Origin of the sequence: Enterococcus sp. AZ129 (genome assembly GCF_051714505.1) — a bacterium.
GTDB classification, from domain to species: Bacteria; Bacillota; Bacilli; order Lactobacillales; family Enterococcaceae; genus Enterococcus; species Enterococcus faecalis.
Genome location: NZ_JBIORY010000001.1, coordinates 1,725,471 through 1,751,308 on the forward strand (window position 1 = coordinate 1,725,471; position 25,838 = coordinate 1,751,308).

Annotated in this window: 21 protein-coding genes and 1 pseudogene; 9 read left to right on the plus strand and 13 right to left on the minus strand. The window is 36.5% G+C overall.

Features of this window, described 5'->3' with window-relative positions:
• Window positions 1-141: 141 nt before the first annotated feature.
• Window positions 142-1,170, plus strand: coding sequence for a lactonase family protein (locus tag IGJ90_RS08620; RefSeq protein ID WP_002366856.1), 1,029 nt, complete (start codon window positions 142-144; stop codon window positions 1,168-1,170).
• Window positions 1,171-1,385: 215 nt separating this feature from the next.
• Here the strand turns inward: IGJ90_RS08620 and IGJ90_RS08625 are convergent, their stop codons facing one another.
• The 3 genes from IGJ90_RS08625 to rihC are packed head-to-tail and all read right to left on the minus strand — an operon-like array spanning window position 1,386 to window position 4,229.
• A complete protein-coding gene (locus IGJ90_RS08625; protein ID WP_033625524.1) occupies window positions 1,386-1,874 on the minus strand; it encodes a GNAT family N-acetyltransferase in 489 nt (162 codons plus the stop codon).
• Between the two features lie 11 nt (window positions 1,875-1,885).
• On the minus strand, window positions 1,886-3,259 hold the full coding sequence (gene dcuC, locus IGJ90_RS08630; RefSeq protein ID WP_002360057.1) for a C4-dicarboxylate transporter DcuC: 1,374 nt from the start codon (window positions 3,257-3,259) through the stop codon (window positions 1,886-1,888).
• Between the two features lie 16 nt (window positions 3,260-3,275).
• Window positions 3,276-4,229 (minus strand): ribonucleoside hydrolase RihC, encoded by a 954-nt coding sequence (rihC, locus tag IGJ90_RS08635; RefSeq protein WP_002383111.1) that lies wholly within the window; start codon window positions 4,227-4,229, stop codon window positions 3,276-3,278.
• A 146-nt stretch (window positions 4,230-4,375) separates the two neighbouring features.
• On the opposite strand from rihC, the gene IGJ90_RS08640 reads away from it, so the two are divergent.
• Both IGJ90_RS08640 and IGJ90_RS08645 read left to right on the plus strand, forming a co-directional pair.
• Window positions 4,376-6,295, plus strand: a complete 1,920-nt coding sequence (locus IGJ90_RS08640) for a PfkB family carbohydrate kinase (protein ID WP_438767987.1) — start codon at window positions 4,376-4,378, stop codon at window positions 6,293-6,295.
• A 561-nt stretch (window positions 6,296-6,856) separates the two neighbouring features.
• A pseudogene (locus tag IGJ90_RS08645) lies at window positions 6,857-8,361 on the plus strand (helix-turn-helix domain-containing protein).
• Between the two features lie 79 nt (window positions 8,362-8,440).
• Here the strand turns inward: IGJ90_RS08645 and IGJ90_RS08650 are convergent.
• The 5 genes from IGJ90_RS08650 to IGJ90_RS08670 all read right to left on the minus strand — a co-directional run bounded on the left by IGJ90_RS08650 (window position 8,441) and on the right by IGJ90_RS08670 (window position 15,590).
• Window positions 8,441-9,160, minus strand: coding sequence for an MIP/aquaporin family protein (locus IGJ90_RS08650; protein ID WP_002357140.1), 720 nt, complete (start codon window positions 9,158-9,160; stop codon window positions 8,441-8,443).
• Between the two features lie 7 nt (window positions 9,161-9,167).
• On the minus strand, window positions 9,168-10,997 hold the full coding sequence (gene glpO / locus IGJ90_RS08655) for a type 1 glycerol-3-phosphate oxidase (protein ID WP_438767989.1): 1,830 nt from the start codon (window positions 10,995-10,997) through the stop codon (window positions 9,168-9,170).
• A 20-nt stretch (window positions 10,998-11,017) separates the two neighbouring features.
• Window positions 11,018-12,523: a glycerol kinase GlpK gene (gene glpK, locus IGJ90_RS08660; RefSeq protein ID WP_002357138.1), complete on the minus strand. Its 1,506-nt coding sequence runs from the start codon at window positions 12,521-12,523 to the stop codon at window positions 11,018-11,020.
• Between the two features lie 276 nt (window positions 12,524-12,799).
• Window positions 12,800-14,266: a helix-turn-helix domain-containing protein gene (locus IGJ90_RS08665; RefSeq protein WP_002390305.1), complete on the minus strand. Its 1,467-nt coding sequence runs from the start codon at window positions 14,264-14,266 to the stop codon at window positions 12,800-12,802.
• Window positions 14,256-15,590 carry an FAD-dependent oxidoreductase gene (locus IGJ90_RS08670; RefSeq protein ID WP_104659667.1) on the minus strand — a complete coding sequence of 445 codons (1,335 nt, stop codon included), beginning with the start codon at window positions 15,588-15,590 and terminating at the stop codon, window positions 14,256-14,258. Before IGJ90_RS08670 ends, IGJ90_RS08665 begins: the two co-directional genes overlap by 11 nt.
• A gap of 179 nt (window positions 15,591-15,769) precedes the next feature.
• Between IGJ90_RS08670 and IGJ90_RS08675 the strand changes: the two genes are divergently transcribed.
• From IGJ90_RS08675 to IGJ90_RS08685, 3 genes are read left to right on the plus strand one after another with little or no spacing between them, the layout of a single operon-like run.
• On the plus strand, window positions 15,770-16,126 hold the full coding sequence (locus tag IGJ90_RS08675) for a hypothetical protein (protein WP_002357135.1): 357 nt from the start codon (window positions 15,770-15,772) through the stop codon (window positions 16,124-16,126).
• 33 nt (window positions 16,127-16,159) lie between these two features.
• Entirely contained in the window at window positions 16,160-16,321 is a 162-nt protein-coding gene (locus tag IGJ90_RS08680; RefSeq protein WP_002357133.1) for a hypothetical protein, read from the plus strand.
• Window positions 16,308-16,481: a hypothetical protein gene (locus IGJ90_RS08685; protein WP_016630088.1), complete on the plus strand. Its 174-nt coding sequence runs from the start codon at window positions 16,308-16,310 to the stop codon at window positions 16,479-16,481. Before IGJ90_RS08680 ends, IGJ90_RS08685 begins: the two co-directional genes overlap by 14 nt.
• Before the next feature lie 80 nt (window positions 16,482-16,561).
• Here the strand turns inward: IGJ90_RS08685 and IGJ90_RS08690 are convergent, their stop codons facing one another.
• The 4 genes from IGJ90_RS08690 to IGJ90_RS08705 form a co-directional block, all read right to left on the minus strand.
• A complete protein-coding gene (locus tag IGJ90_RS08690) occupies window positions 16,562-17,002 on the minus strand; it encodes a hypothetical protein (RefSeq protein ID WP_002385841.1) in 441 nt (146 codons plus the stop codon).
• Between the two features lie 69 nt (window positions 17,003-17,071).
• Entirely contained in the window at window positions 17,072-17,608 is a 537-nt protein-coding gene (locus IGJ90_RS08695; protein ID WP_002366867.1) for a GNAT family N-acetyltransferase, read from the minus strand.
• 69 nt (window positions 17,609-17,677) lie between these two features.
• Window positions 17,678-20,383: a cation-translocating P-type ATPase gene (locus IGJ90_RS08700; protein WP_002377094.1), complete on the minus strand. Its 2,706-nt coding sequence runs from the start codon at window positions 20,381-20,383 to the stop codon at window positions 17,678-17,680.
• 317 nt (window positions 20,384-20,700) lie between these two features.
• A complete protein-coding gene (locus tag IGJ90_RS08705; RefSeq protein ID WP_002366868.1) occupies window positions 20,701-21,351 on the minus strand; it encodes a YczE/YyaS/YitT family protein in 651 nt (216 codons plus the stop codon).
• 89 nt (window positions 21,352-21,440) lie between these two features.
• Between IGJ90_RS08705 and yeiL the strand changes: the two genes are divergently transcribed.
• The 3 genes from yeiL (at window position 21,441) to IGJ90_RS08720 (ending at window position 23,864) form a co-directional block, all read left to right on the plus strand.
• The gene (gene yeiL / locus IGJ90_RS08710) at window positions 21,441-22,106 is read left to right on the plus strand and encodes a transcriptional regulator YeiL (protein WP_002366869.1); all 666 of its coding nucleotides are present in this window, start codon (window positions 21,441-21,443) and stop codon (window positions 22,104-22,106) included.
• Between the two features lie 71 nt (window positions 22,107-22,177).
• Window positions 22,178-22,573 carry a DUF3224 domain-containing protein gene (locus tag IGJ90_RS08715; RefSeq protein WP_002366870.1) on the plus strand — a complete coding sequence of 132 codons (396 nt, stop codon included), beginning with the start codon at window positions 22,178-22,180 and terminating at the stop codon, window positions 22,571-22,573.
• A gap of 109 nt (window positions 22,574-22,682) precedes the next feature.
• Window positions 22,683-23,864: a multidrug effflux MFS transporter gene (locus IGJ90_RS08720; protein WP_002366871.1), complete on the plus strand. Its 1,182-nt coding sequence runs from the start codon at window positions 22,683-22,685 to the stop codon at window positions 23,862-23,864.
• Between the two features lie 35 nt (window positions 23,865-23,899).
• On the opposite strand, the gene IGJ90_RS08725 is transcribed toward IGJ90_RS08720, so the two are convergent.
• Window positions 23,900-25,735 (minus strand): LTA synthase family protein, encoded by a 1,836-nt coding sequence (locus IGJ90_RS08725; protein ID WP_002370980.1) that lies wholly within the window; start codon window positions 25,733-25,735, stop codon window positions 23,900-23,902.
• Between the last annotated feature and the right edge of the window lie 103 nt (window positions 25,736-25,838).

Here is a 25,838-nt window from a genome sequence, read left to right on the forward strand (position 1 = left end):
TCATAATAGCACAAACCACTTTAAAATGCGAACATCTCAGATAGAAAGTTTTATTGTTCTTAGACTTCTTATGGTATACTACATTATATAAAAGCACTTTCATAAAAAGTGATTGTGTTGAAACAAATTGGAGGAATTGTGATGTTAGAACAAATTTTACTAGGTACCTATACTCGAAGAGCCAGCCAAGGCATTTATAAAATTGCATTAGATACGACACAAGGTCGTTTAACAGAAGCGACACTTTTGTTAGAAGAAACGAGTCCTACCTATCTTGCTCTGAGTCAAAAGGGTGAACTTTTTAGCGTCACTAGTGTTGACGGTGAAGGTGGCACTGCCGCTTATCAACCAGAAATGGACCATTTTAACTTATTGAATAAAGTAACTGAGGAAGGTGCGCCGCCATGTTATGTAGCTGTTGACGAAAACCGACAACTTGTCTATGCAGCAAATTATCACCAAGGTATCGTTCACGTATATCGTATCTTAGAAGATGGTTCTTTGGAAGATGCTGACAAAGTGATTCATACAGAGCCAACTGGTCCTCATGAAAACCAAAACAATGCCCATGTTCATTACACAGATTTAACACCTGATCAACGCTTAGTCGTCTGTGATTTAGGAACCGATCGTGTGTATACGTATAATGTTAGCTTAGATGGAAAGCTTTCTGAAATCGCTCAATTCGTGACTGAGCCAGGGACTGGTCCACGTCATTTAGTGTTCCACCCAACAAAATCATTGGCTTATTTATTTGGTGAATTAGATAGCACTGTTTCAGTTCTTTCATATGATGAAACAGATGGTTCTTTCACTGAATTACAAAAAGTTTCTACTTTACCTGCTGATTATGATGCGTTTAATGGTGGTGCTGCGATTCGTATTTCTTCTGATGGCCGTTTCCTTTATGCTTCAAACCGTGGCCATAACTCAATTGCTGTCTATGCTGTTTCAGAAAATGGCGAAGCGATTGAACGAATTCAATTAATTTCAACAGAAGGCGATATTCCGAGAGATTTCGATTTAGATCCTTCTGAAGATTTCGTTGTTGTCGCTAATCAAGACTCTGATAACTTAACACTTTATCGTCGGAACCAAGAAACAGGCTTATTAGAAATGATTCAAAAAGATGTTGCCGTTCCCGAATGTGTTTGTGTTTTATTTGTATAATTAAGTTGACTATTTCCTTGAAAAATAACAGGAGGTCGGGACACAAGCGTTTAACTCCGAGAAATAAGAAGGAATTTCCGAAAATTGTTCTTTAATTTTTGGAGAATTTCGGCTTATTTCCGAAGGAGTTGCTTTTGTTCCCGCCGTTTATCAGTTTTTGAGCGTGGAGCAAAAATCCAAAGTGATTTTTGTCCCACGCTCCCTGTTTTCTTATTTTAAACGATGGATTGGTTCTCCAATTCTTTAACGTATAAATAAAAAGAGCCAAAGTCTAAGCGATTCATTTGTAAAGATTCATGAATTTTTGTGAACCCTTTACTTTCGAAAAATCGAATCATTCTATGGTTTGTATGATTAGTTTGAGCATACATTTTACGTCTTCCTTCCCAGACTGCTCGTTTCTCCAATTCATGGAACAATAAACTGCCATAACCCTTGGCAATATAATTAGGCGAAGTTGCAAAGCGCTTTAGCCAAACAAAGTCTTGTTCCTGCTCCATACAGAACGTTGCCATTGAAAAAATCATTTCTTCGTGCACTAGCAAATACAATCGTTTTTTTGTAATGTCTTCTTGGATATCTTCTTGAGAAGGGTAGTCCTTTGTCCACTGTGTAATGCCCACAACGTCCATGTATGCCTTTACTTCTGTTAAAAATTGAAGAATCATCGGTAACTCTTTCTCATCAGCCACTCTAATTTTCATTGTTTATTCTCTTAATAAGGTAACAATAGAATCGACAAGACAATCACACTAATAATGCCAATGATGGTCGGTACACTCGTCCGCTTTAAAATTCTGATGGGACTAACTCCTACTGTTGATGCGACAATCATGACAACTGCTGCTACAGGAGAAATCGTTCTAGTTAAATTCGCAATCATCTGCATTGGCAAGGAAATTAAAATACCATCAATCCCAGCTTTTTCGGCAATCCCAGGGATTAGTTCGATAACCGCATAAAACATTGCCAGTCCACCACCGCTTAAAATTCCAAAAAGGGTCGTTGCACCGCTGAAAATTAAGGTCGTGACAATTCCTGCTGAACTTGACGCTTCGACAGATGCCATAATACTATCAATAATTCCTAACGTTTGAATCGCAGACGTGAACAATGAACCGCCTACGACAAGCATCACAACTTGACTAAACCCTTGCCCCATTCCTTTAAACATCTCGACAGCCGTATCTTGAACCTTTTTAAAAGATTTCAAGCGAAGAGTCTCAACTAATACAGCGATGAAGAAAGAAATAAATGTAAGAACAAAAATATCCATCGTTATTCCTTTAATAAACATTCCTGCGATTCCCACTCCAACAATTAATAATAGCGGTAATATTGGCAATATTGCATAAAATTTAGGAACATCAAATTCTTTTTGTTTGCTTAAGCCCTCTTCATTTAATGAAACATAGGCAGCCTCGCCTTCTTTTTTATCGCAGTATTTTTGCCAGAAGTACTGTGCAACCGCAATGATTAATAACGATGGCAGCGAAATTTTGGCATTCCATACAACATAATTTAACACATCATAACCAAGGGTATTTGCGGCGATTACGTTATCCGCGCCTAAAGGTGTTGGCATGATAGTTGCCGTCATTGCAATCACACCTGCAGCAGTTAATGATGAAATCCCCATGCTGGCTAGCATCGGATATAATATAGACATTAAAATAATCGCTAAGCTTGATGCACTAGGAACTACTAGTGACATTAAATTTCCAATTAAAAAGACCACAGGGACAAATAACGATTTACGTTTAATCTTCATTAATGGTTTCACCAAAAAGTTGACAGCCATCTGATTGGCCCCAATTGCATTCATATAGCCTGAATAACCAAAAAGAATCATAATTACAATTCCTGCTGAACTCACTTGTGCAATAATTGTATCTTTAAACTTCAAGAAAATATCAAATAATCCAAAACCGGTTCCTTCCCCTGCAGGATAAATGGGATGTCCTAACATCCATGCACATGCAAGTAGAACAAGCGCACCAATAATTAAGCTGAGTGCGGGATGATAATTTTTTACAATCAAATAGGCTACAACAACTAAAACGACCAATACCAATAAACTTTCAATCATACTTATCCTCCTTCAGTTAATTAACCGCTTTCATTTTTTCGACAACCCATTTTTGAAAAGCTTCAACATTTACATCTATACAGGCAACGGCATTCGTGTTTTTATGATACTTCATTTTTAAATCCGCAACAGTAGCTCCCGCAGCTGGACCTTCCAAAGCAACTTCAATGAACGTTTCAGTTGTCTCAAATAATTCTGGTGAAGTTAAATAGGCAATCGCACAGACATCATGCATTTTCAAACCTGTAGTTAAACTGCCGCCTCTATAATGACGGAAAAGACCATAAAACATTTCCCCAACTCTGCCAAGCGCTCTGATGGCTGTTACTTCATGATTCGTTAACACAGCTTGACTTGTAACATCTAATCCTACCATTGTTAGCGGGACACCTGATTGGAAAACAATTTGTGCAGCGTGTGGATCGACATACGTATTAAATTCGGCACTTGTATTTGTATTTCCCCTTGCTAATGAGCCACCCATCATGACGATTTCTGCAATATTTTCTTTGACTTCTGGATAGAGGGTCAGTAACAAAGCAATATTCGTTAATGCAGCAATTGGAACAATGGTCAAAGGAACATCACTAGACAGAATTTCTTTTCGCATAGCTTCCACTGCATGAATATCTAAACACGTAGAGATAGGTTGCGGAAACTCAAAGCCATCCATGCCAGTCTCCCCATGAATCTCAGCAGAATCTTCCAATTGAATAAGTAACGGACAATTACACCCCTTGGCTACAGGAACCTTTTTCCCAAAAAAATCGACAAGTTTCAAAGCATTATTTGTTGTTTTTTCTACATCTACATTCCCTGCAACCGTCGTTATTAAGCGAACTTCTAGGTTAGGATGATTCAGTGCAATCGCTAAAGCTACAGCATCATCAATTCCTGGGTCCGTATCAATAATGATCGGTCTTTTCTTTGTATCCATTTTTCTTCCTCCATTCACATTTAGGAAAAACATTTCCGGAAACGTTTTCTTAATTTGAGATTAACAGCGCTTTCATTAAAAGTCAAGCAGAATTTCTAAATAATAAATAATTAGGCTTTTTCTTGACTTTCTGCTTTTAGAATGCTTACTATAAAAAAGAGTTCAGTGAAAGGACGAAAATGATGAATATTAAAGATATTGCAAAATTAGCTGGCGTTTCCGCTTCAACTGTATCCAAAATTATAAATAATAAAGATCAAACTATTAGTAAAGAAACCCGTGAGCGTGTCTTAAAAATCGTTCGAGATTACAACTACACACCTTACTCAGCAAATCTCGTCACAAATAGTACTACAAAAACCTTCGTGTTATTATTAAATAGCCATGAAACTTTTGAAGCTTGGGTTACGAGCTTTATTGATAAAGCTCAAGAAAATGGCTATAACTGCTTGATTTTAAATAGTCACGGTAGTTTAGAACAAGAACTGAAAAATATTACCTCGCCAACTTTAAAACAAGCCAGTGGCATTATTTGGGACCCAATCAATGAAAACAGTAAACAATACGCGAAATTTATAGAAGAATTAACGATTCCTTACTATTTCGTCAATCACTCAACTAACGAATTGCCTTCTCTAGCGAGGCTTTATGAAGAAGCTAGTTATGTTTTAACCCAAGAATTATTACAGAATAACCATAAAAAAATTAGTTATTTCGTCACTAACCCAAAATATAAAGAAGCAATTATTGCAGGCTATAAAAAAGCCTTATTTGATGTCAATTTACCCTTTAATAAAGAAAATATTTTAACCACTATCCCTGCTGATTTCAGTAATCAGCTTATCACAGATGGGATTACGGGTATCCTTACCGATGACTATACCCAGGCTGTCTTTTTGGAACAGCTTTTAAAGCAGAGCGGTTTGCGAACCCCTGATAATTACTCTTTACTCGCAATTAAGCGAAAAATTGATCGTTCATTTTTACCTGATCATATTTCTTCCGTCTTATTAGATACAGAGACGTTTGGCAGCCAGTTAGCCTTATCATTGCTTAACAAACGCAAAGAAAAAACAGCCTTGATTAATGAGGCTGAAAAATTGGTGCTAGATCACAAAAATACATTAGGCATGTCTAGTGTTAATCCACATAGCAAAATGATTGTAGTGGGTAGTTTAAACGTTGATAATTATCTGTATTCAACAAATTTACCACATAACGGCAAAACAAATTTTTTGTCTAGCTATGCTAAATTCCCCGGCGGAAAAGGATTAAATCAAGCTGTTGGCTTAACCAAACTGGGGCATCAGGCCACCTTAATTGGTTGTTTAGGCTCAGACACAGATGCGAATTACTTATATAAAGAATTAGAAAAATACCACGTTACGACAGATGGTATCACACGTATTCAAGATACTGAGACTGGTCAAGCTTATATTTATGTTGAGACAAGCGGCGACTCCATGATTTCAATCTTACCTGGTGCAAACACAGCGCTTACACCTAAAAAAATCGCACAGCAAAAACACCTATTTATGGATGCCAGTTTTTGTCTCATTCAAACAGAAATTCCTTTGTCTGCTGTTGAGAAAGCTTGTGAAATCGCCCAACATTCAGGGGTACCGATTATTTTAAAACCAGCTGCTATTCATCATATTCCAGTGAATATACTAGAAAAGGTTGATTTTTTCATTCCCAATGAAGATGAATTATTGGAACTTCAACCAGATACTGGTACCTTAGAAGAGAAAGCGGCGTACTTCTTAGAAATGGGCGTAAAAAATGTCATTGTTACTTTAGGAAAAAAAGGCGTGTTATTAAAAACACCCCAAGTGTGCCACTATTTCCCTGCAACAGAAAATATAGCTGTGGATAGCACTGGTGCCAGTGACAGCTTTATCAGTGCGCTCGCCTCCTATCTTTCGAAAGGTTATCCGACTGAAGCATCCATTCAAATAGCAATTCAGGCTGCAGGATTTTCAGTTTCTAAAGAAGGGGTGATTGATTCTTTAGTTGATCATGTCACTTTGGAAAATTATTTGATAAAAAAAGAACCCGCTCTCTTTGCTCATCGTAACGAGGTCAGGACAGATTTCTAAAAGGCTCAACAGAGACAACTGATTCCATGAAAAAAACAAATAAGAAGGAATTTCCAAAAATTCGCATGAAACATACTAGAATTGAAAAAGCCTAGTGTTCTTTAATTTGGGCAGGCCCATTCTTTCCCCATGTAAATACATTGCTTTCAACTGTTCCTTTTTTGCAGTGAAATAACTCAATTCTTAGTAATTTTCATGTAGAGATTGATGTGATTCGATCCTTGCCTCTCAAAGTCCTAATTGCGTCGAGTAATCATAGAGCAATCTTCGTCGTAAGCACTTCTGTCCCCACCGCTTATCAGTTTTTAAGCCTGGGAAAAAAATCACTTTGGATTTTTTCCCAGGCTCGTTTTTATTTTACAAATATACAGAACCATTCTTACGGTATTAATCTCCAGTGTTATCAATTTCTATACATTAGGTTACTCACCTATTAAAAAAATTTAGTGAGCGCCTGGTTATTAAATGACAGACCTTTGTCTTAGTACTACAAGTATTAAGCATTTTTATTACTTTTTTATTTAATAACTTTTATAATAAAAGAGAAATTATTTTTAAGGAGTGAGTCCTATAAAAACCCAGGATGCTATAAAAAAATATCTACTGTCAAAAAAACACAAAAAAAGTTGGCTGTTTTTTTATATTTGGCTAAACAAACCAATCTTAATTTGTCTAGCGTTGCAAAAACATTCGATTTGTCCAATAAAAATTTATCAATCTATCTTCATGAAATCCAAGAAGACTTAGCCGAAATTAATGAAAGTACCTTAAAAATCCAAATAAATCATGGAAAAATTTCGTTACATACGTCTGAAAATGATTTTCTTTCTCATTATTTCTTATTGTTTAACTATTATTGTTTAAATTCTACTGACTTTATTCTTTTCCAAGCAATTATCAAAAAAGAAAACAATTCTGTCTGGAAAGTCAGTCAAGAAACAAATTTTAGTTCTTCTTATATTTATAAAAGACTCAATAATATTAATAAGTTACTAGCTCTTTACGGTATTTCGGTACATTTTTCACCTTCAGCTAGCAAAGTGATAAAAGGTACTGAGTTTCAAGTTATCTATGCATTCCTAGATGTTTATTGGACTATATTCTTAAATACTTTAGCCTTACCAAAGTATACGTCTACTTATTTTGAAGATATACTGACGCAACACATTAAACCAGAAATACTTGAACGGTTAGAGTTTGCTTCCCGATTAAAATTAAATTTACTCTTACACATTGCGAAATACCGCTTCCCCTATACTTGTGAAGTAGAACTCCAAAAAGAATTTGAAAAGCACCCTTATTTATCACTTTATTCGGAACCTACTCAAACTATCTTTTGTTGTCAATCAGATTTTTCAAAAACACAAAAAGAAGTCATCAATATCATTGCACCAATCGCAATTGATAATTTTGATTCAGCAAAACAAGCTGAATATTTACTGGCTTCTTTAATTGAAATTTCTTGTCCCGAATATTACTACGTAGATGCCTTACTAACCGATTTTTGCCAAGTTTTTCAGATTTCAGAAATGCGCGAAGTTGATCGTCATTACTTTTTACTTATTTTGTTTAAAAATGTTGTTTACAATCAACTGTTTATTTCTAAACAACCAAATACAGCAATTCTAGATTTCTTAGTCAATAAAAACAGTGCTAGCCAAAAGACTTTACAGAAGGAAATTTATGATTTTTATCAAAGTTTTTCAGGTAACTTCCCTTATCAATTAGAATTTAAAGACCAAGAAAATCCTAATTGGATATGCGAATTACTACTAAGAATCTATAAACATTATAGCCCACGTACTAAAATAAAAATTGGCGTGTCGTATTCTCGCGATTTTTACATTGCGAGTTTTATCATGATGAAAATTAAACAAGCGTTTAGTGAGGACATTATTTTTGAACGAACGAATTTTTCTACTTGCGACATTGTAATTACTGATTATCCTATGTTTAATTTGCCTAAAAAAATTGAACGAATTTATATTTTAGAAGAAGAGTTAACCCGGGAAGATTGGGAATTAATTTTCAGTAAAATAAGTATCGCTATTTTCGATTTACAATAAAAAAGAACGAACCCAAAAATTAGTGTAGATTTCTGGGTTCGTTCTTTTTTTCTATTCAGTTAGTTATTCGTTTTTTCTATTAAATAGTGAATAAATAAATTACTGCAGCTAATGAAGCACCTAAGATAGGTCCCACAATTGGCACCCAAGAATAAGCCCAATCAGAATCACCTTTTGTTTTCACAGGAATAATTTGGTGCGCTAAACGAGGTCCTAAATCACGTGCAGGGTTAATTGCATAACCTGTAGGTCCGCCTAATGATAGACCTAGTCCTAAGACCAAAATCCCAACAAGCATTGGATTAATGCCAGCCGCTAAGTCGTTTTGAGAAAAGGCTAGTAAACCAAAAACCAAGACAAATGTGCCGATAATTTCTGTTAAAACATTGGCTGGATAGTTACGGACAGCTGGACCAGTGGCGAAGGTTCCTAAAATAGCACCTTTGTCTTCTGTAATGTTCCAATGGGGTAAATAAGCTAACCAGACAACTAAACCACCAATAAAACCGCCTAGGACTTGAGCTACGATATAAGGTAAAACCATGCCCCATTCAAAGTTTCCAGTAATTGCCATCGCAACTGTTACAGCAGGATTTAAATGCGCTGGACTCATATACCCAGACATGTAAACAGCTAATGTAACAGCAGCGCCCCAACCTAAAGCAATAACGACCCAACCAGAAGCAAAGGCTTTGCTTTTCTTCAAGTTAACTGCGGCACAGACGCCATCCCCTAGTAAAACTAAAATCATCGTTCCGAAAAATTCACCGAATAATTGTGTCATCATCGAAGTTCCCATTTTTTCTTCACCCTACTTTCAAATTTTTTAAATCTGATTCTTCAATTACTTTTTCTAATGTTTCAATGTGTCGTGCTCTTTCTTCCGCTGTCCACTGATAATGCTGTGCCATTTCTTCAATGACTCCCGCTTTCACTTGGTCCAAACGATCACGCATAAACAATAAGTGGTTGGTCCGTCGCAATAAAAAGTCGACGGGTGTTAAAGCCATTTCTTCTTCCATCGCATAGTTTAAAGAGATAGTTTCTGTTAAGGTTAAACCAGGAATTACTTTGGCATCATCAATCATTTCAAAAACAGTTGGTACGTTGGAGCCATATAAATGAGCTAAGTATAGTGCATCCTTTTCACTTAACCCTTTAGATACGCCATGTTTTGCCAACGCTTCTAATTCTTCGTCTACCGTTGCAGGGTTCAATTTCCCGCCTGAAACTGGATAGTTTTTAGAATCAATTAAGGTGAATTCTTTTTGGTATTCTTCTGCTAAGATGGTTTGAATCATTTTCATCGCACCTTCTGCCATTTTACGATAATCTGTTAATTTCCCACCAGCCAAAGTGAGCAAGCCATCCGCTGATCTTTCCAATGAGCTGCCTCGAGAGACAGCTGAAGGATTGACTTTATTTTCCACCAAACTGTCTTCTAGATGGTTTAGGACTTCTTCAATTTCTCGTTTATCTGTTTGGTTTTTTTGGTATCTGTCAACGACATCAATGACTTCATCAATACTTTTATCTGAAAGTTTGCCATTGTTTCCCCCGTTATAATCTGAGCCACCGTTAGCAGAAATTAAAGGTCGTAAGCCAGCCCAGCTGGCTTCAATATCATCAATTGTTAATTGCACCTCTGGATAACGATTATTTACTACTTCCAATAGGTAATCCACATCACTTTGTTCTACTGTTGGATGTTGAAAATCTCCATGGTAATCTGTATCCGTCGTCCCAAAATATGTTTTTTCTTCTCTTGGAACAACGAAGACCATGCGGCCATCTTGTTTACCTGTATCAAAATACGTTGGTTGAGGAACATTTAAACGGCTTTTGTCGACAACTAAGTGGACCCCTTTGGTTGGACGCATTTGTAGTGTAAATGAATCGTTTTTGTCTAAGCCTCTTAATTTATCTGACCAAGGACCAGTAGTATTAATCACAACATCTGCGTGAATCTCAAACTGTTCGTCAGTTAGTAGGTCCTTTGCTTGAATGCCAGTAATTTTCCCTTCATCATTGTATAAAAAGCCCACCGCTTGAACCCGACTCACAGCATGCGCCCCGTCAGCTACTGCTTGTTTAATATTTTCAATAACTAAACGAGCATCATTATTTCGGTAATCTAAATAAACACCGCCACCTTGTAGACCTTCACTTTTTAGTTGTGGCTCACGTGCCAAAACCTCGTCTTTTGTTAACAGATAGTTGGCGTACTTGGTACCTGTTACATCAGCTAACTGATCATATAAATCCATTGCTATTTTGACAGAAAATAGATTAAATGTTGCATTTGGCTCATCATAAATCGGCAATAACATGGGGTCCGCTTTAGGGATGTGTGGCGCAATGGATTGAACGACGGCTCGTTCTTTCACTGTATCTGCCACCACCTCCACGTCAAACGTTTTCAAATAGCGGATACCACCATGAACTAATTTGGTTGATCGTGAAGAGGTGCCCTCTGCGAAATCCTGCATTTCAATTAACCCTGTCTTCATTTTAGCGGCACTGGCTTGCAGGGCAACGCCTGCGCCAGTAATGCCACCACCAATAATTAAGACATCTAAGTGTTGTGTTTTTAAAGCGTCGATTGATTGTCGGCGTGTTTCTATTGAGAAAGTCATAGAAAATTCCCCTTTTCCATTTACTTATTTTTACGTTTGAATTGTTGGGTAGCTGCTACTGCTTGTTGCCAACCTTCATATAAATCTTCTCGTTCTTCTTCCGCCATAATGGGTTCAAATTGTTGTCCTTCTTCTTGGAATGCTTTGATTTCTTCTAAGTCTTTCCAGAAGCCAACCGCTAAGCCCGCCAAGAAAGCTGCGCCTAAGGCCGTTGTTTCTAAGTTATGGGCTCTTTGAACAGCAGTGTTTAAAATATCTGCTTGGAATTGCATCAAGAAATCATTGTTTGCTGCTCCACCGTCTACTTTTAAGACGGGAATATCTATGCCTGTATCTTCTTTCATCGTGTCAATAATGTCACGAACTTGATACGCAACTGCTTGAAGTGTCGCTTTGACAAAATCTTCTCTCGTGGTACCGCGTGTCAATCCAAAGACAGCCCCACGCGCTTGTGAATCCCAATATGGTGCACCCAAACCAGTGAATGCAGGAACCACATAAACTTCATTGTGCCCTGTTGACGCTTTGGCTACTGCTTCAGATTCCGCAGCCGTTTGCAACATTTTTAAGCCATCTCGTAACCATTGAATCGCTGAACCAGCCACGAAGATACTTCCTTCCAAGGCATAATATACTTTGCCGTTAATGCCATAGCCAATAGTGGTAAGCAGATTATTTTTAGAAAGTTGAGGTTCTTCGCCAGTGTTCATGACAATAAATGAGCCTGTTCCATAGGTATTTTTAACCATCCCAGGTTCAAAGGCCATTTGACCAAATAAGGCGGCTTGTTGGTCACCAGCCATCCCAGCGATAGGAACTTCACTTCCGTAAAAATGGTAATTTTTTGTTAGTCCATACACTTCAGAGTTCGAAACGACTTTCGGTAACATCACTCGTGGGATATTTAAAAGATCCAAAATTTCTTGATCCCAATCTAAATCATGGATATTAAACAACATCGTCCGACTTGCATTTGAATAATCAGTGACATGAGTATCTCCCGTTAATTTCCAAACGAGCCAAGTATCAATTGTTCCAAACATCAATTCGCCGTTTTCTGCACGTTCTTGTGCACCTTCTACATGATCTAAGATCCAACGAACCTTCGTTGCTGAGAAATAAGCATCAATGATTAACCCAGTTTTTTCATGAATCATTTCGCTGTAGCCATCTTCTTTTAGTTGATCGGCAATAGGTGTCGTTTGGCGTGATTGCCAAACAATTGCGTTATAAATGGGTAACCCAGTTGCTTTGTCCCAAACAACGGTTGTTTCCCGTTGGTTTGTAATCCCAATTCCAGCAATATCTGTAGGTTTCACTCCTGACTCAATTAAAGAACCTGCAATAACGGATTGAACAGAATTCCAAATTTCATTGGCATTATGTTCCACCCAGCCTGCATTAGGAAAATATTGAGTAAATTCCTTTTGTGAACTACCAATTTTGTTTCCTTTTTTATCAAAAATAATTGCACGAGAACTAGTCGTTCCTTGATCAATCGCCATAATGTATTTTTCTTCTGCCATGATAATTCCTCCTAAACGTTTTTGAAATCGTTTTCTTTATGTCCCTATCTTACAAACAAAAGAATAACTAAACATGTCAAAAACTTTTTTTATTTTAAAAAAATTGAAAGGATTTCTACTAAAACCAACAAAGACAACGCTTTCAATAATACTTTTATTATCTCTAATTTTTCAATAAAAAGAAACATTTTTGTTTAAAAAAGCCTAATTTTCGACTTTTAGTTGTAAAAAGGCTGGTGCGAGGATCAGACAATTTCCGTCACACCAACCTTTTTTTTATTTCTCCCGCAAGGCGCGTATTTTCTTTTTTAATTGTTGCACATCATAGGTCGAACTTAATTCTGACAAAACATAGACTTCCGGTGTTCCTTGATAGCTTGTTTGCTGATAATTGGTCACAATTAAATCATATGTTTGTTCAGGCTGATACCTCTCCACCAGCGTGCCATTCATATTTTTAAGACTGAGCATTAATACTTGTGTTAACGCCGCTTGATAAAGAGCATCCATTGCTAAATGAATTCCAATTTTTATTTCACCAATCATTTTAAATTCAATTAATGCCAACACGCTTAAATATTTGACCAGAGAAAGTTCATGCAAACTATCTCCTGGTTGATACGTTTCATCAAAACAAGCTAAAGCTTTTTCTAATAACGTTGTTGAAAAAGAAGCTAATTCCCGACTGGATAATTGCTGTTCTTTTTCCCAGATATGGGCCCGATCAAAAACTTCCAATTCTCCTTTAAAAAAATACAGTTTTCCATGAATTTGTGAAAAATAGTAAGCCATGGTTTTCTCAAGAGTAGGTTCAAATTTATGGGGCCGATAATACAAGACCACATTTTCCAAGATAAACGTATCAGCTAAAGAAACAGCGGAACGACGTCCCCGAATTAAGGAATATTCATCAAAAGCTGATTCTGGTAAGACCGACATTGTGATTAGAAAAACAAAATGAATCATGCTTTCTCCTTCATCTAATTCTAATGAATAACGACTAGAAAAACGGAAAAACAATTGTCGAACTTGCTTAAATAACGGATCTTCTTTAAAATCAATCATTTTCTTTCTCAATTGTTGATATTTTTTTGAAGTGACCGCTAGGCGCTTTTTCGTAATACTCAACCAAAGGCTAACTTTTAACGCATTATGTTCATTAAAAGTAAAACCTAAGCCAGTCTCAATCCCTTCAATTATCCGTTTATTTAACGGCGACATCGTTTTTTTCTGGTGTATTTCATAGGGAGTAATATACCAATACAACTGAAAGTAAAAGTAACGAATCTGCAATTCTTCTCCCTGTAGTTGTCCATTTTTTATTTGCAAATCAAAGGCGGCTAACAATTGATTGAGTTCCTTAATCTTTCGAAATAAAGAAGACTCACTAATCATAAATTTAGTCGTTAATTGAACAATAGAAAACTCTTTATTACGATATAAATAATCTAAAAGTTGAAATTTAAGAGACTCTTTTACAAATGCTTCAATTAAATGATTCAACGAAAAAAAATCCGATAAGGTGATTGATAGCTGCTGGCCATCATAAGTAAGCTGACAGTCCTGTCCAAAAGGTTTCAAAAAATAATGTAAATCCTCTAAGTCTTTTTCAAAGGAGGCTTTTGTGACCGCTAAAAATGCTGTTAAATCAGAGACTGAGCAGGTACCGCCTGCTAAGATGGTTTGTTGCACCGTTAATAATTGTCGCATCGCTTTCTTTTCCAATAACGTCTCAACTTTCATCGTTCTCTCTCCAATAAGCCGAAGCACCCATCAAATTTGTAATATCATAAATATTGGTTAAGGAAGGTTGATAAAAATAATCTTTTTGTAATAGGTCTGTCAGTGTCTGACCTGTTTGGATACTTAATGCTAACGTATTTATTTTTTCTAAACAGTTATTTTTTGAACAAAGCTGTGCACCAAGGACCCGTTGCGTCACTTTATCATAGATTAATTTGCCTAAAATTTCTGTCCCATGTTGTAGAGGCGGCGCTGGCTGTCTAACAATTACGGAAGCAAGTGTTTGCGGAAAAAATAAACCTTCCGTTTCGGTTAGACCTGTACTAGCAAGGTAATAGTCCCCCACTTTTGTTCCCATTGTTCGCAAAGAGCCAATGAATCGGTGTGTTTTTTCTTCTAAATTGTTGGCGACTACTAAGCCAGTTCGTACCGCATTGTTCACTAACGGAGCATAAAAAGTTTCCGCGACTGGTTCATTCATAACTGAAATGCAATCTCCGATGGCAAAAACATTCGGCACTGAAGTTTGTAAATAAGCATCCACCGCGATTGTCTGATCCAGATTCCGTTGAATTTTTTTATCCAAATAGGCTAATTGAGGATGTAAGTTTAAAGCAAAAATCCCACTGTCACAAGAAATTTTCTGTTCGTTTGTTTCAAGAACAATACCATTTGCTGTTTCTTCAATTCCTAGGACCGTTTCTTCAAAATGGAAAATTACTGCTTGTTTTTCCAAAGATTTTTGAACATCTGCAACCATTTCTTTATCAAAATATTTAGGCAATAGATTTTCTAAACTTTCAAAGACATGGACAGTTTTCTTCATTTTCACAAGAAAATCAATAGCTTCCATTCCAATGGGTCCTGCACCAATGACGGCTACTGTCTGGCTCTTTTCCAGTAATGGAACAGCCGCTAAAGCACCTGATAAAAATTTATATTTGAGTAATTTTTCTGTTTGACTACCACGAATTTGCGTGGAAAACTGGCTCGCGCCTGTCGCTAAAATCAATTTATCATAAGAATACCACTGTTGTTCTTCCTTTTGCGCCCAAGCAATCAGTTGGTTCTCAACATCCATTGCCACGACTTCTCTATTTAAAAGCAACTGAATCTTTTGACGACGTAATTCCTCTTCCGTTATGTAACGTGCTTCGTGTAATTCATTGATGGTATGATTAAAATACGCACTTAAGCCACCAGATAAATACCCCACTGTTGCTTGTTTATCAATTAAAGAAATTTCTGCTTGGGGATATTTTTTCCTTGAAGCAATTGCTGCGGAAATACCTGCGAATGATGCACCAATAATCACAATTTTCATTTGTTTCCTCCTCTGTCAGGACCTACTATACTTCTCTCAGTTTATCATGATTAAAAAGAATGCTAAAGCAACAACTATAGTTTTCCCTTAAAATAATTATTTTTGCTGAGCGCATTGCTTTTCAAGCACTTTCATTTTCATTTATAATAAATGTTACTACTGTTTGAGGAGGAGTTTTCATGTCTGCAACGAAAGAGCAATTGGAACTATTTTTATTTTATTTATCTGAAACCCATACAAAAAGTTTATCTTTACATGACTTAGTTACAAGTCGACCACGCCCAGAAGAAGCGCGTATTTTATTAAATATTAACGAGGTTTTCACTTACTACCATAGCGCTCGTGTTCTCTACACAAGTGTTCCTGCTCTTGAAAACAACAAGTCTGAGCCTTTTTTCCAAGCCTTCGAAAATTTTTATTTTGAATTAAAACAACATTTTTTCAATGAAGAAGATGAAACCAATCAATTGAATGAACGTCTAGAGGAAATGAAAATTGCCTTTGAACAATTGACGGATGACTACAATGTTCTATAATAGAAGAGAACAATTCGTTGAGAAGGGGTCCTTATGAAGCAAGAAGAAGTGATTGAACGTTTAAAAGAAGAACTAAATTTGCCATTTTTTAATGGTACGCTAGAAGAAAAGAACTATTCTGAAGCAGATTATCAACAAATCAAGAAAGAGTTAATTCAATACTTTGATGATTATGTGCGAAATGTTGAAAATTAACAAGCTAAAACAACCTTTGATTTTATTAAAATCAAAGGTTGTTTTATTATTAAATAAAAAAATAACAAAAAAACCACCGGCAGTTTTGCCGATGGAAAAGGAGTATTTACTCAATAAGAGTAAAATGAAAAATAAAAAGGTTGTTGTTGGTATGAATTAATAATACAATACACTTTCTCTTTTGTCCATAAAAAAGACATGAAAAAAATATTAAATTCGTTAGTTATTTTTATTAGTTTTTTATTTTTTCAAAAGAATGTTGCTCATTCGCGTAATGGCAAAGGTTAATTCATCCGTTGCTTGATCCTGCTTTTCCTCTGAAGCATTAAATAAATCTGCATCAATACCTGTTTCTGGATCTGTTGCTAAAATCATTTCATTGCATCCTGCTACATATTCTGTATAAGCATGTTGAAATTTTTTGTGAATGCCAAGTACTTGTGGTGTTGGTTTTAATGTTCCGACTTTTTTGAGCATTAATTCATATTTTTCAGTACCTTCTTTAAATTTTGCTTGAATTTCTGCAATTCGTTCGGCTGTTAAATCATTCACTTTATTCTTATCAATCGCTTGACGAACTTCTTCGTAATATGGATTCATGACTTCGCCAATGTCTTCTGTTGTTTTAACGATATCATTAATTGTTTGAACGTAAAATCCTAAATTTGGTCTCATAACTATCCCTCTTTTCCCTTTTCTCTTTCACTCCATTTTACACTTTTTCTATTCCATCTGACAAGTGGCACTTTTTCAGTCTTCATTCTTTTGATTTTTAACAGAGAAAACATAGTGAGGCATCGTTTTGCCACGGTATGTTTTAATGTATCGATCCCTAACAAGCATCTGGTTTCGAATAGCGACATTCATAGAGGCTAAGTTCGTATCACGAATCGTTGAAATAACTTCTGGAAAATTTAATACATCGAATGCGTATTGCTTTGTCGCTGCGGCAGCTTCAATCGCATACCCTTTGTGCCATTCTTTCACACATAAATGATAACCAATTTCTGGATAGCTCTTGCCTTTTACTAATTGATTGGTGAGACCACACTCGCCGATGACTTCGCCTGTTCGTTTCTTCTCTAACGCCCATAAGCCGTAGCCGCATTCTTGATAGGACTGTAAGTTCCACTTTAGCCAGTTTGCAACCTCTTCATCAGAAAAAGCGTGTTCATAGGCATACATCACATTTTCATCTTGCAAAAATTTTTTCAATTCCACTTCATCTTCCGACTGCCATTCTCTGACAATAAGTCGTTGTGTTTCGAAAATAATTTTCCGTTTCAAGCCCTTTCACTCCTTACATAAAGAAAAATTGACTGGTTTAAGTACCAGCCAATTTTCTTTTCTTATTTATTAAGCACCTTTACCTGCTTTACGTTGGAAGAACTTCACAATTTCCACAATTGGGATGATAGCAAAAGAAGTACCTGCTACAATTGCCCATTGATATGCATCTAAATGTGTGACGCTGAATAAATCATTAAATCCTGGAATAACAATCGTTGCAGCTAATAGCAAGAACGAAACAAGAATCCCATAGTTAAATGATTTGTTGCGGAATAAGCCAACTTTGAAAATTGATTGATAAATCGACTTCACATTAAAGGCATGGAACAATTGAATTAATCCCAAAGTAGCGAAGGCCATGGTTAAAGCATCGCCGTGTTGTAAATCATACAACGCTTGCGCCGATAAGTTTGTGTTAGCTGCGGTATGTGCTGGGAACATAATTGACATTTTGTACACAATCAAAGTCAATGCCCCTTGCGTAATCCCTTGATAAACAACACTGCTTAAAACGCCGCCAGAGAAGAAGTTCGATTTTTTACCACGAGGTTCATGGCTCATCACATCACGTTCTGCTGGTTCCACACCTAACGCAATCGCTGGGAAAGTATCCGTTACTAAGTTAATCCACAATAAGTGAACAGGTAACAAGGTATCCCAATTGAGCATTGTTGCAATAAACAAGGTTAATACTTCCCCTAAGTTAGCTGAAAGTAAATATTGAATCGTTTTTTGGATATTTGAGAAGACTTTACGTCCTTCTTCTACCGCTACAATAATTGTTGAAAAGTTATCATCGGCAAGTACCATATCTGAAGCACCTTTTGATACTTCTGTTCCGGTAATTCCCATACCAATCCCGATGTCAGCAGCTTTTAAGGCTGGGGCATCATTTACGCCATCACCAGTCATCGCAACCACTTTTCCTTCTTGTTGCCACGCTTTAACAATCCGAACCTTGTGTTCTGGTGAAACACGAGCATAGACAGAGTAGTGTCCCACGACTTGTGCGAATTTTTCATCTGACAATTCATTTAATTCAGCGCCTGTAATGACTGCATCGTCGTCGCCTTCTTTGATGATGCCTAAACGTGCCGCAATTGCTTCTGCTGTATCACGGTGGTCACCCGTAATCATAATTGGACGAATACCCGCTTCTTTCGCGACTTTTACAGCATCTGCAGCTTCTTTTCTTTCTGGGTCAATCATACCGACTAAACCAGCAAATGTTAAATCTTTTTCCACAAGTTCAGAACTCATTTCGGCTGGAATCGTCTCAACATATTTATAAGCCATTCCTAAAACACGTAAGGCTTGTTTCGCTAATGAGGTGTTGGTTTTCAAAATTTCTTGACGTTTTGTTTCATCTAATGGACTTGTTTCTCCATTTGATAAGATTTCCGTACAACGTTTCAATAATTCATCTGGTGCACCTTTGACAGAAACTAGGAAGCCACCTGTTTTTAATTCATGAACAGTAGTCATTAATTTACGATCAGAGTCAAAAGGAATCTCTGCCACACGAGGTTCAGCTGCTACTTTTTCGGTTACGTTAAACGCATGATCTAAACCAAATTGTACTAAGGCAGTTTCTGTTGGGTCACCAATTAATGAACCATCTTGAGCGATTTTTGTATCATTCGTAAAGTTCATGATTTTTAAAGCCATATTATCGGCAGGGATTTCTGTGGAAGCAGATAAAACTTGACCATCTGTATACAACGCTTCAACGGTCATTTGATTTAAGGTTAACGTACCTGTTTTATCTGAACAGATAATGTCTGTACTTCCTAATGTTTCAACGGCTGGTAACTTACGGACAATCGCATTTTTCTTGGCCATTTTTTGGGTACCTAAAGCCAAAATAATTGTGACAATCGCTGGTAATCCTTCTGGAATTGCCGCTACAGCTAACGAAATTGACGTTAATAACATGTCAATCCATGAACGACCATTCATCATTCCTACCACAAACATCACCGCTGCAATGACTAAAATGGCAATTGTTAACATTTTACCCAATTGGTTTAAGTTTTGTTTTAAAGGCGTTTCCGTTTCTTGTTCGCTTGCTAGCATGCCAGCAATTTTACCGACTTCTGTATTCATTCCTGTGCCAACCACAACGCCAAGACCACGTCCATACGTCACATTACTATTGGAATAAGCCATATTGATTCGGTCACCGATACCAATATCGGTTCCCTCTAAGATGGTTACTTCTTTTTCAACTGGAACAGATTCACCGGTTAACGCTGCTTCTTCAATTTTTAAGCTATTCGCTTCCAATAAACGTAAATCGGCTGGAACGACATCCCCTGCTTCTAATAAAACAATGTCACCTGGCACTAATTCATCACTTTTAACAGTAATGACGTGTCCATCACGGCGAACATTCGCATTTGGTGAAGACATTTCTTTTAATGCTTCAATGGCTTGTTCCGCTTTTGCTTCTTGGATGACCCCAAAGATGGCGTTCAAGATAACAACCACTAAGATGATAATCGAGTCTACCACATCATGGGAAAAGACGGCTGAAATGACCGCTGCCGCTAATAAAACAATAATCATAAAATCTTTGAATTGCTCAAAGAATTTCACGGCAAGTGATTTTTTCTTCCCTTCATCTAGCACATTTTCCCCGTACGTTTCTAAACGCTTTTGAGCCTCCTGTGCACTTAATCCATCAGTTGTTGTGTTCATTTTCTCCAAAACAACTGTGTCGTCTTGTGCGTAAAACGCTTCAGACAATTGTGTTTTCTTTTCTTCTGACATGTTCTTCCTCCTCTATTTTTTGCAGCATCCTTCAAGTACTATTTTACATTTCATCAAAAATAAATGAAAAAAAATAGACTTGTGTATGCTACTTCGTCGAACATACATAAGTCTCACCGTTTAAGACAACACCAGAAATTGCTTTCGGAGTTGGTGATGTTGTCACAGCATAAATACTGTCAGTTACTCCCTCATGAAAAAACTATTTAACATTGATTGGAGAACCAATGTTATGAATAATTACTTAATTAGTATACCGTTTTCCACTCTTTTTTTCAAATAAAAGTTCTGCTCATTTGAAAAAAACTGAAATCCTTTCATTCGGATTCCAGTTTCTTGATTTGTATTCGTAAAATACGCTGTTGTCCCCGCTTTCTCGACCAACTAATAACCCAAGAAAGTAAGAAAAGACTAATCACGGTTCCTTCACGAACAAAAATCGGCAAATGATAACTAATGGACAATCCTAGTGCTAAACTGACACAAAAAATATCAACTAAATAACGATAAACCTGAAAACTATAGCGCGTTCTTTCAGAAATAAGTGTACAAAATTTTTCAATGGGAAATTGCAAAACACCTAGCGCAACTACCTGTCCTGTCCCGATTCCTGCTATGATTGTCCCTAAAATAAATAGAACAATTTTAACCAAATAATTTTGAAAAACAAGCGAACCAAATAATTGATATAAGAAAAAATTAATGACAAAACCAAAGCCAATTAACGCCACCAAAATAATCAAATAGTCCTGAATTTTACGCTGCTGATCTAACAACCAACACGTGCCTAAAAAAGCGAAATTGATAGCTGTGGTAACAGTTCCGACTTTTAAATGTGTAAGTGTTGCAAAGGTCACATTAAACGCATTAAAACTGCTAACCCCGATGCCTGCTTGAATTGTCAAACTGATGCCCAATGCACTAATTAAATAAAAAAGAAACGATAGTACAATTTTTTTCTTCCACATTATAAAAACTCCTCTACTCTTGATACGTCTATTATGTGCTACAATAGAAGAAACAAATAGGAGATATCTCCTATTATAAGGAGAAAAAAATGCTTAAAACAGCCTACCAACAATCACCGAAACAAGAATTAGCTAAAAATACGCCTTTTTTTAATGAAACTGATTTAAAACACAGTTTTATTATCGATTTTGAAAATCAAGAATTCATTCATCACCAAGCAGAGCCATTAAATTATCTTTTTTATTTAATCAAAGGAAAAGCGAAAATTTTAAAAACAGAACGCAATGGCCGCCAATCCATTGTTCAGTTTTTAACGACAGGTGATTTAATTGGCGATTTAACATTAGTTCAAGCGGAAACGATAACCAAGGACGTTATCGCCTTAGGTGAAACCTGTTGTTTGGCTGTACCTTTAGCTTACGCAGAAACTGTTTTAAAAAACAAGGTGCTTTTTATGCAGCAACTCAGCCATTATCTAGGGAAAAAAATGATCCAACGGGTGGACCACTTTACAACGAATCAGACCTATGAACTAAGTTATCGGCTAGCGGAATTGCTATTGGTTGCCGCTAATCACGAAGATGTTTATAAAGAAAAACATACTGAGATTGCCGAATACTTAGGGGTTAGTTATCGCCATCTTATTTATACCTTCAAACAATTTCGAGAGCGCGGCTTTATTCAAAAACAAGGAACTGCTTATCACATCAACCGCTTAGCGTTACATTCTTTTGTGCAAAAAATGAAGAGTTAAAGTGGTGGATTGTTGACAAATAGTGTGCTTCCCGCTACCCTATTCTTATTAATAAGAAAGAAGGGACAGCAATGGAGCAAGCATCATTTACTGTATCTAGTTGGCAAGAACAACCGATTGACAATCTTAATGAAAATTTCCCAGTGAATCAAGCGAGCGCTACTTATCAATTGTCAGGCGCCTTATCTGGGACAGCTTCTGTGGAATACTTAATGACTTATCAAGGCTCTTCAATGGCAGATGGGCTTGAAGCTGTGGCTCAAGTGGTCGGTTTCCTACATTTCGAAGGAACTTATTTAGGAAAAAAAGGCACCTTTACTGCTTGCGAAAAAGGGACGTTTACACAGGGTCTTTTAGACTGCCCAGGTGAACTATTTCAAGCATCAGGTGAGCTTGCCAGTTTATCTGGTCGCTACACTTATGAATTTAGTCAAGAAGAAGCGCTTCTTCATTTAGACTTTGTATAATAAAAAATTTCAAGGAAAGTTGGTGACATTATTTTACTTATTTTAAATTTGGCGGTTGTAAAAGACAATGGGTGTTTTTGATTAGATTAAACTTTTAAGGAGAAAAATCATGAAAAACACCCGAAACACCGTCCCATCATTACTAATTATTATTTTGCTTGTGGGATTTCCACAAATCAGCGAGTCGATTTTCACACCCATTTTGCCAGCGCTTAGTTCTGCTTTTAACATTCACGATAGCGTGGCACAATTAACCATGAGTATTTATTTTGTTGCCTTTGCCGTTGGCGTTTTATTCTGGGGAATTCTATCCGATACGATTGGACGTCGCCCAGCTATGTTATTAGGAATTTTATGCTATTTAATTGGAAATATTGGCCTTTTTTTGAGTCCGACATTTCCTTGGCTGTTATTCTTCCGTTTAATTCAAGCATTTGGTGCAAGCGTTGGTTCTGTTATTACCCAATCGATGATGCGGGAAAGCTTTAACGATCTTCAAAGAGGGAAAATTTTTGCTCAAACAAGCGCTGCTCTATCGCTATCTCCTGCCATCGGACCCTTAGTCGGCGGACTTGTTCAAACCTATTTTGGCTATCAGCATGTCTTTAGCACCTTAATTGTCATGGCTGTTCTATTACTTTTCTATAGTTTTTATCGTTTGCCAGAAACCTTTCACTTAGGAAATACCTTAACGAAAGCGCCTTTTTGGTCCGTGGCGAAACGCCTTTCCTTCGACTCGAAAGTTTGGTGCTACGGCTTATTGATTGGGGGCATTAATGGTTTATTGTTTAGCTACTATGCAGAAGCTCCGTTTATTTTCATCAATCACTTTGGCTTTAGCAGTGTCCAATATGGCTTTCTTGGTTTAGTTTTAGCTGTGTCTAGTATTCTTGCTGCGGTTCTTATCAATTGGTTGCTAGGATATTGGTCAGCGGAAAAAATTGCCTTTACTGGTTTGCTGCTAAGTATCTTTGCGGCTTGCTGTTTATTAATAATGACACAATTTGAAACAATCATTGGTCTTATTTTGTTTATTTTTCTCTTTTTCTTAGGGATTAATATTACTTTGCCCAATGCCTTAAGTATGGCCTTAAAAGGCTATGAATCTGTAATTGGTACTGCCAGTGGAATTTTTAGTTTTGTCTATTACTTGTTTGTTAGTTTCTTTACCTATTTGATTAGTTACTTTCACAATGGCACCATTTGGGTCTTACCGCTTTACTTTTTAAGTTTTGCTTGTCTGTTAGCTTTCAGCTATTATGTCATTGTTTATCGTAAAACTTTAAAATAAAAATCAAAAACACACGAATATTTCGTGTGTTTTTTTTAGCTAAAAAATTGATTTTCTAAACTATATTGCTTCCCTGAAACAATGTCATATTGAATCAGTCGGTATTCCTCATATAGTTGTTCTTGCTTTTTATTCATTTCTACTGTTTTTTTCCATTCCCCACCGAGATAGTAATTCCCCTTTTCAAAAGCAGGCAATTGTTCTTGTACCTCATTTAGCATAGCGTAAAATCCCGATTGCGGTAAGCCACTTTGTTGGAAAAGTGAGGGAGCAAAATAAAATGGACTAATGGTTGCTTGATGCTGATTTTTTTCTGTTAACTGGTTCGCCGTATCATACATTAGAAATTCTGTCTGGTGAAGGGCTGCCCCTTCATTCAACGCTTGAATGTTTTCATCATAAATACTTGGTAAGTGATCTCCCCAAAAAACGACTAATGTGCGTTTGGGCATTTTTTCGATTTCTTGTAGGAAATTTTTCAAAGCTTCGCTACTGTAGGCAATATCTTGCAAATAATTATTGAGCGCGACTTGATTGCCGTTTCCTTGAGAAAAATAATTGGACGTTGTGTATTTATTTTCATAGGGCATATGTGTTTGCATAGTAACTAAATGAATGAATTGCGGTTGCTCTTTTTCTTTAAGCAGTGTCGTCACTTCCTGATACGCTGCTTGATCTGAAATGTAAGGATTATTTTCTAGTTTATCCGTATAGTTCATTGTTTTTTCATTGATAAATTGATCAAAACCTAAAATTTTATACACATCTTTTCGTTTATACATAGATGTATTGTACGGATGAATAGCCGTTGTTTGGTACTTTTGTTCCTTAAGTAATGAAACAATGGAAGGCAATTCCGTCATCTTAGGAATCATCATTGTATAAGGTGTAGTCATTTGGGCATTCATTAATTCCATCGAAAAACTTGTTAGGGCTTCAAATTCAATATTCGCAGTTCCGCCCCCGTAGTTTTGTGAAAGCATCTGGCCACTGTAAGTTTTATCAGCGATTTGCTGATAATCAGCTAAAGGGTTACCAATAATGGACAAACCTTTCAGATGATCTGGATTTGAAAAACTTTCACTCATGACAAACACAATATTTGGTTGCTCATTGCTCGGCACTGGTTTCGCCTCGGCCAACTTTTGATATTTCTGAGTAATTTCTGAAATAGCTTCTTTTGAATAACCCTTTGGTTGGTCCATAGCCTCTACTTTTAAATTATATAGAAAACCACCAATAAATCCTGTATTGTAGTAATTCATTTTTTGGCTGTAAGGAATCCATAACGCGGTTTTATTATAGGCTTTACGTAACAAATTTTGCGGATTGTTAAAATCACCAATATATGAAAATAGACCAATCGAAAGAACAAGACTTAACACACGAATCGTTTGTTTTTTCTTCGATAAAAAGAAACTTTTATAAAAGGCTTTTCCTAAGAAAAAAAGTGCTACACAACCTAACGCTACCACAAAAATAAACGGCCATAAACCAACCATTTCTTTTAATAAACTAACTTCTGTGATCATTTTTAAGTCGTCTGGGTAAATAGGTTCGACACGATAAAACATCTTTTGATAGTCCGCAAATCCTAAAACACCTATTATGACACTATATAAAAGAGCGCCAACTCCTAATGAACCTGCCAAACTACATAAAAAAAGTAAAAAAACGCTTAGCACAAAACAACCTAAGAAAAACTTTTCCGTATGCCACGAAAAAGCAAACTTGAAGGCTAAATCAACAGACAAGTTATTCTGACACCATTGCAAATATAAATTACTAAAAATAATTAATAAGATGAACCCGATTCCATACAAAAGGTAGCGGTAGGGCCATCGTCTAAATTTCTCAACTCTCTTTTTCACATCGATCTCCTATTCAAAAACTAGTAATATATTTATTTTATGCTTCTTGAAAAAGAATGTAAAGAAGTAGCTAGCAAAGAAGTCTAAGGAATGGTAAAGAAAA

Coding starts and splice junctions, on each gene's coding strand:
- rihC (WP_002383111.1), bottom strand. CDS start 4,229: ATGTTTTTCCTAAATGTGAATGGAGGAAGAAAAATGGATACAAAGAAA.
- IGJ90_RS08705 (WP_002366868.1), bottom strand. CDS start 21,351: ATGTGGAAGAAAAAAATTGTACTATCGTTTCTTTTTTATTTAATTAGT.
- IGJ90_RS08700 (WP_002377094.1), bottom strand. CDS start 20,383: ATGTCAGAAGAAAAGAAAACACAATTGTCTGAAGCGTTTTACGCACAA.
- IGJ90_RS08675 (WP_002357135.1), top strand. CDS start 15,770: ATGTCTGCAACGAAAGAGCAATTGGAACTATTTTTATTTTATTTATCT.
- IGJ90_RS08650 (WP_002357140.1), bottom strand. CDS start 9,160: ATGGGAACTTCGATGATGACACAATTATTCGGTGAATTTTTCGGAACG.
- IGJ90_RS08670 (WP_104659667.1), bottom strand. CDS start 15,590: ATGAAAATTGTGATTATTGGTGCATCATTCGCAGGTATTTCCGCAGCA.
- IGJ90_RS08625 (WP_033625524.1), bottom strand. CDS start 1,874: ATGAAAATTAGAGTGGCTGATGAGAAAGAGTTACCGATGATTCTTCAA.
- dcuC (WP_002360057.1), bottom strand. CDS start 3,259: ATGATTGAAAGTTTATTGGTATTGGTCGTTTTAGTTGTTGTAGCCTAT.
- IGJ90_RS08680 (WP_002357133.1), top strand. CDS start 16,160: ATGAAGCAAGAAGAAGTGATTGAACGTTTAAAAGAAGAACTAAATTTG.
- IGJ90_RS08685 (WP_016630088.1), top strand. CDS start 16,308: ATGTTGAAAATTAACAAGCTAAAACAACCTTTGATTTTATTAAAATCA.
- IGJ90_RS08640 (WP_438767987.1), top strand. CDS start 4,376: ATGATGAATATTAAAGATATTGCAAAATTAGCTGGCGTTTCCGCTTCA.
- IGJ90_RS08715 (WP_002366870.1), top strand. CDS start 22,178: ATGGAGCAAGCATCATTTACTGTATCTAGTTGGCAAGAACAACCGATT.
- glpK (WP_002357138.1), bottom strand. CDS start 12,523: ATGGCAGAAGAAAAATACATTATGGCGATTGATCAAGGAACGACTAGT.
- IGJ90_RS08620 (WP_002366856.1), top strand. CDS start 142: ATGTTAGAACAAATTTTACTAGGTACCTATACTCGAAGAGCCAGCCAA.
- yeiL (WP_002366869.1), top strand. CDS start 21,441: ATGCTTAAAACAGCCTACCAACAATCACCGAAACAAGAATTAGCTAAA.
- glpO (WP_438767989.1), bottom strand. CDS start 10,997: ATGACTTTCTCAATAGAAACACGCCGACAATCAATCGACGCTTTAAAA.
- IGJ90_RS08665 (WP_002390305.1), bottom strand. CDS start 14,266: ATGAAAGTTGAGACGTTATTGGAAAAGAAAGCGATGCGACAATTATTA.
- IGJ90_RS08720 (WP_002366871.1), top strand. CDS start 22,683: ATGAAAAACACCCGAAACACCGTCCCATCATTACTAATTATTATTTTG.